The 3,800-nt window shown below is 69.8% G+C and carries 5 protein-coding genes and 1 pseudogene; 3 read left to right on the plus strand and 3 right to left on the minus strand.

Annotation, left to right across the window (positions count from 1 at the left end; all coding sequences use genetic code 11):
• Nucleotides 1-474: LuxR C-terminal-related transcriptional regulator (locus MJ783_RS21050; protein WP_239313076.1), on the plus strand; the 474-nt coding region annotated here is incomplete at its 5' end.
• A 191-nt stretch (nt 475-665) separates the two neighbouring features.
• Here MJ783_RS21050 and MJ783_RS21055 read toward each other — a convergent pair.
• Together MJ783_RS21055 and MJ783_RS21060 are read right to left on the minus strand one after the other, a co-directional pair.
• Nucleotides 666-1,835 carry an RNA polymerase sigma factor gene (locus tag MJ783_RS21055; RefSeq protein WP_239313089.1) on the minus strand — a complete coding sequence of 390 codons (1,170 nt, stop codon included), beginning with the start codon at nt 1,833-1,835 and terminating at the stop codon, nt 666-668.
• 8 nt (nt 1,836-1,843) lie between these two features.
• Nucleotides 1,844-2,251 carry a YciI family protein gene (locus tag MJ783_RS21060; protein WP_239313092.1) on the minus strand — a complete coding sequence of 136 codons (408 nt, stop codon included), beginning with the start codon at nt 2,249-2,251 and terminating at the stop codon, nt 1,844-1,846.
• Between the two features lie 135 nt (nt 2,252-2,386).
• On the opposite strand from MJ783_RS21060, the gene MJ783_RS21065 reads away from it, so the two are divergent.
• Nucleotides 2,387-2,650, plus strand: coding sequence for a hypothetical protein (locus MJ783_RS21065; protein WP_239313078.1), 264 nt, complete (start codon nt 2,387-2,389; stop codon nt 2,648-2,650).
• 73 nt (nt 2,651-2,723) lie between these two features.
• A pseudogene (locus MJ783_RS21070) lies at nt 2,724-2,921 on the plus strand (IS66 family transposase); the annotation flags it as partial.
• Nucleotides 2,922-3,000: 79 nt separating this feature from the next.
• On the opposite strand, the gene MJ783_RS21075 reads toward MJ783_RS21070, so the two are convergent.
• The coding region (locus tag MJ783_RS21075) for a cation diffusion facilitator family transporter (protein WP_239313080.1) at nt 3,001-3,800 on the minus strand (800 nt) is incomplete at its 5' end.

Genomic DNA, 3,800 nt, shown 5'->3' on the forward strand with positions numbered 1-3,800 from the left:
GTGGACAAACAGACTATCGATCTGATCCGCGGCCTGCACTGGGCGGGACGGCCGGTGGTGCTCATCGTGACCGATCTGGGTTCCTCGGATGTCACGGCAGCGGTGGAGGCGGGCGCGACGGGGCTGATCCGGCGAGCTTCCGCCACTCCGGGCCAGCTGCTGTCCGCAATTTGTGGAGCGGTGAACGGTAAGGGCTTCCTGCCACCCGACTTGCTCGGCGGGTTGCTCAACCAGGTGCGCCAGGTCCAGGCTCAGGTGCTCGCGTCACGCGGTCTCACTCTGTCGGGTATCTCCGAACGGGAGCGGGACGTGCTCCGGCTGGTCAGTGAGGGGTGTGACACCCGGGAGATCGGCCGTCAGCTCTCCTATTCGGAACGCACCGTCAAGAACGTTCTTCAGGACGTCACCCGCCGGTACGGCCTGCGTAACCGTTCCCACGCCGTCGCCTACGCGCTGCGTCAGGGCCTGCTGTAGCTCTTCTGCCCTCGACCGGCCGTTCGAGCACGCCCACGCGGCCCATGACCTGGGGCATGTCGCGGTTTGCAACACGATCTGGGAGGAGCCTGGGCCCCGCACGCGCGACGAGCGGGACCGGGCCGAGACCCACGCGCTTGTGACCGGCCAGCTCCTGTGACGAGTGTCGTTCTAGCCGATCGGCCAGGACTTCATCGCCGGACGGTCTGTAAGGACAACCGGGACACTCCCGCGTTGAGCCGGGCGGCTTGGCGGGTCAGGTGGTCGCGCTCGGCGAGGTTGGGGGCCTTGTGGGCAGCCTCGGCGTACAGCCGTGCCGCGGCAGCCAGGTCGCCGTCGCGTTCATGCAGGTACGCGGCGGCGGCGGCGTAGCGAGGCAAGGAGTCGTCCAGCGCCGCGAGTGCTCTCAGCCCGGCGCGTGGTCCGTCGACCTCGCCGACGGCCACCGCCCGGTTGAGCCGAACGACCGGGCTGTCGGTCAGGCGTGTAAGTTCGTCATACCATTCGAGGATCTGTGTCCAGTCGGTGTCCTCGGCGGTGGGCGCGTCCGCGTGGAGCGCCGCGATGGCAGCCTGGGCCTGGAACTCGCCCAGCCGGTCGCGGGCGAGGGCCGCCTGCAGGATCATGACGCCCTCGGCGATCGACGTGGTGTCCCATCGGCTGCGGTCCTGCTCAGCGAGTGGCACCAGGCTGCCGTCGGGCGCGGTCCGGGTGTCGCGCCGGGCGTGGTGGAGCAGCATGAGGGCGAGCAGTCCCGCCACCTCGGGGTGGTCGATCGCTGCCGCGAGCTGCCGGGTGAGCCGGATGGCCTCGGCGGCGAGGTCGACATCGCCGGAGTAGCCCTCGTTGAAGACCAGGTAGAGGACGCGCAGCACGGTGGCGACGTCGCCCGGCTGGTCCAGCCGCACGCCGGAGACGGTGCGTTTGGCCCGGCTGATGCGTTGCGCCATGGTCGTCTCGGGCACCAGGTAGGCATGGGCGATCTGGCGGGTGGTCAGCCCGCCGACAGCGCGCAGGGTGAGCGCGACCGCGGACGACGGCGTCAGCGACGGGTGGGCACACAGGAAGTACAGCAGGAGCGTGTCGTCCACCGCGGGCGTGGACCCGGGCGCCGGCCACTGGTCGACAACGTCTTCGCGCCGACGCCGGGCGGCATCCGCCCGGGTCGCGTCGAGGAACTTGCGCCAGGCCACGGTGACCAGCCAGCCCTTCAGGTCCCGCGGCTGGTCAGCCGGCCAGACGCGGATCGTCTCGACCAGCGCGTCCTGCACGGCGTCCTCGGCCGCCGCGAAATCAGCTCCGCGACGGACGAGGATCCCGAGCACACTCGGCGTGAGGCCCCGGAGCAGAGCCTCGTCCATCTGCGCGGTCACTGCGTGATGGTGGGCGGCGCGGTCAGGAACGGGCGGAGCTCGAGCCACTCGTGGATCGGCTTTCCGCCCGCACCGGGGGCGGCCGACAGCTCGCCGGCCAGCTCGACGGCACGCTCGTAGCTGTCGACGTCGATCACCATCCAACCGGCGATGAGGTCCTTGGTCTCGGCGAACGGGCCGTCGGTGACCGGTGGGCGCCCCTCGCCGTCGTACCGGACGAACGTCCCCGTGGGGGCGAGCGCCTGACCGTCGACGAACTCGCCGGTCCCCTCGAGCCGGGCCGCGAAGTCGCGCATGTACTGCATGTGTGCCGAGATCTCCTGCGGCGTCCACTGGTCCATGGGCACGTCGTTGACCGGAGCCGGAGCGCCGCGGTAGTGCTTGAGCAGCAGGTACTTGGCCATCATGTTCCTCCTCGGTGCTGGTGCGACCCATCGTGGCTACATTCACCGCGGGGACGGAGCCAGTCATGGTTTCTCGACATCACCGTCCAGAAAATTTTTGGCTCTCGCGGATGAGCGGGCGACACGGCCAACCCGGTGGTCGACGTCCAGCCTCCGCTGGCCACGCTGGCACGGGCATTGGCGCTCAGCGACGAGTTGCCCAAGGCGACCGTCCTCGCCGGGAGGATCGCTCTCTGCCTCCGTGACATTGCGGGCACAACGGTGGACTTCGCCGCCGTGACCGTGACGACCAGCCCGATCAGCCGATCTGGGCGCTCGTTGTCGAGCGCGGTCGACTTCTGCGCTGACCTGTTGGACGACGCCTACTCGGGGCGTCCATTCAGGGGTGGGCAGCTGTAGGCCGCTGACCTTGGGGTTTGTGTTGAGGGAACATGTCGTGCTGGTTGCTTGATCGGCGTGGTTGGGCGTGACCGAGCGGGACCAGGCACGGAACCGGCTCGCGGAGCTTGAGCTGGAGGTCGCCGGGCTGCGGCGACGGATGTTGATGGACAGCACGAACTCCTCGACGCCGCCGTCGAAGGAGCTGGTCGGGGCGAGGGAGCGGCGCAAGGCCGAGCGGCTGCTGCCCACGGTGCCCACGGTGCCCACGGGAAAGAAGCAGGGACGGCAGATGTGGATGATCTACGGGAAGCCCGCGATCGACACTTTATGATCATCTTCCGTGACCGCTGGCCGTCCGCCGAGTCCCACTAACTAATCAAACCCGCCGGCAATACCGTTGGCGACGCAGTCCCGGCGTGGTGATGGGCGGGGCTGGTGTGGATGGTCGCGGCGGACAGGCGGCGGATGTGGCGCAGCAGGTGGGCTTCGGCGGCGTGGGCGACGTCGTGGGCGGCGGTCAGCGATAGGTCCGGATCGACGGTGACGTCGGCTTCGGCGCGCAGGGTGTGGCCGATCCAGCGCAGGCGCAGTTCGCGGACGGTTTCGATGCCGTCGGTGTGCAGGAGGGTGGTGGTGGCTTCGGCGACCGTGTCGGGGTCGACGGCGTCCATGAGCCGGGCGCCGACGACGCGGGCTGCGGAGCGTAGGACGCCGAGGATCGCGACGGTGATGGCCAGGCCGATGACGGGGTCGGCCCAATGCCGGCCGAGGGCGACGCCGACAGCGCCGAGGAGGACCGCGAGGCTGGTGAAGCCGTCGGCGCGGGCATGCAGGCCGTCGGCGATGAGAGCGGCGGAGCCGATCCGGTGGCCGACGCGGATGCGGTAGCGGGCAACGATTTCGTTGCCGACGAAGCCGGCAAGCCCTGCGGCGGCGACTACGGCGAGGTGGTGGATGTGCTGGGGGTGCAGCAGGCGGTCGATCGCGGCCCAGGCTGCGAGCACACTCGACAGACTGATCATCGCGAGGACGGCGAGACCAGCGAGGTCCTCGGCACGGCCGTATCCGTAGGTGAACCGGGCGGTGGGCGGGCGGCGGGCGAGAGTGAAGGCGAGGAGCAGCGGGAGGGCGGTGAGGGCGTCGGCGATGTTGTGCAGGGTGTCCCCGA

Origin of the sequence: Protofrankia sp. Cj3 (assembly GCF_917627355.1) — a bacterium.
Lineage (GTDB): Bacteria > Actinomycetota > Actinomycetes > Frankiales > Frankiaceae > Protofrankia.

Excerpts from the sequence above, each read along its gene's own strand:
- MJ783_RS21060 (WP_239313092.1), bottom strand. The coding sequence starts at position 2,251 with ATGGCCAAGTACCTGCTGCTCAAGCACTACCGCGGCGCTCCGGCTCCG.
- MJ783_RS21055 (WP_239313089.1), bottom strand. The coding sequence starts at position 1,835 with ATGGACGAGGCTCTGCTCCGGGGCCTCACGCCGAGTGTGCTCGGGATC.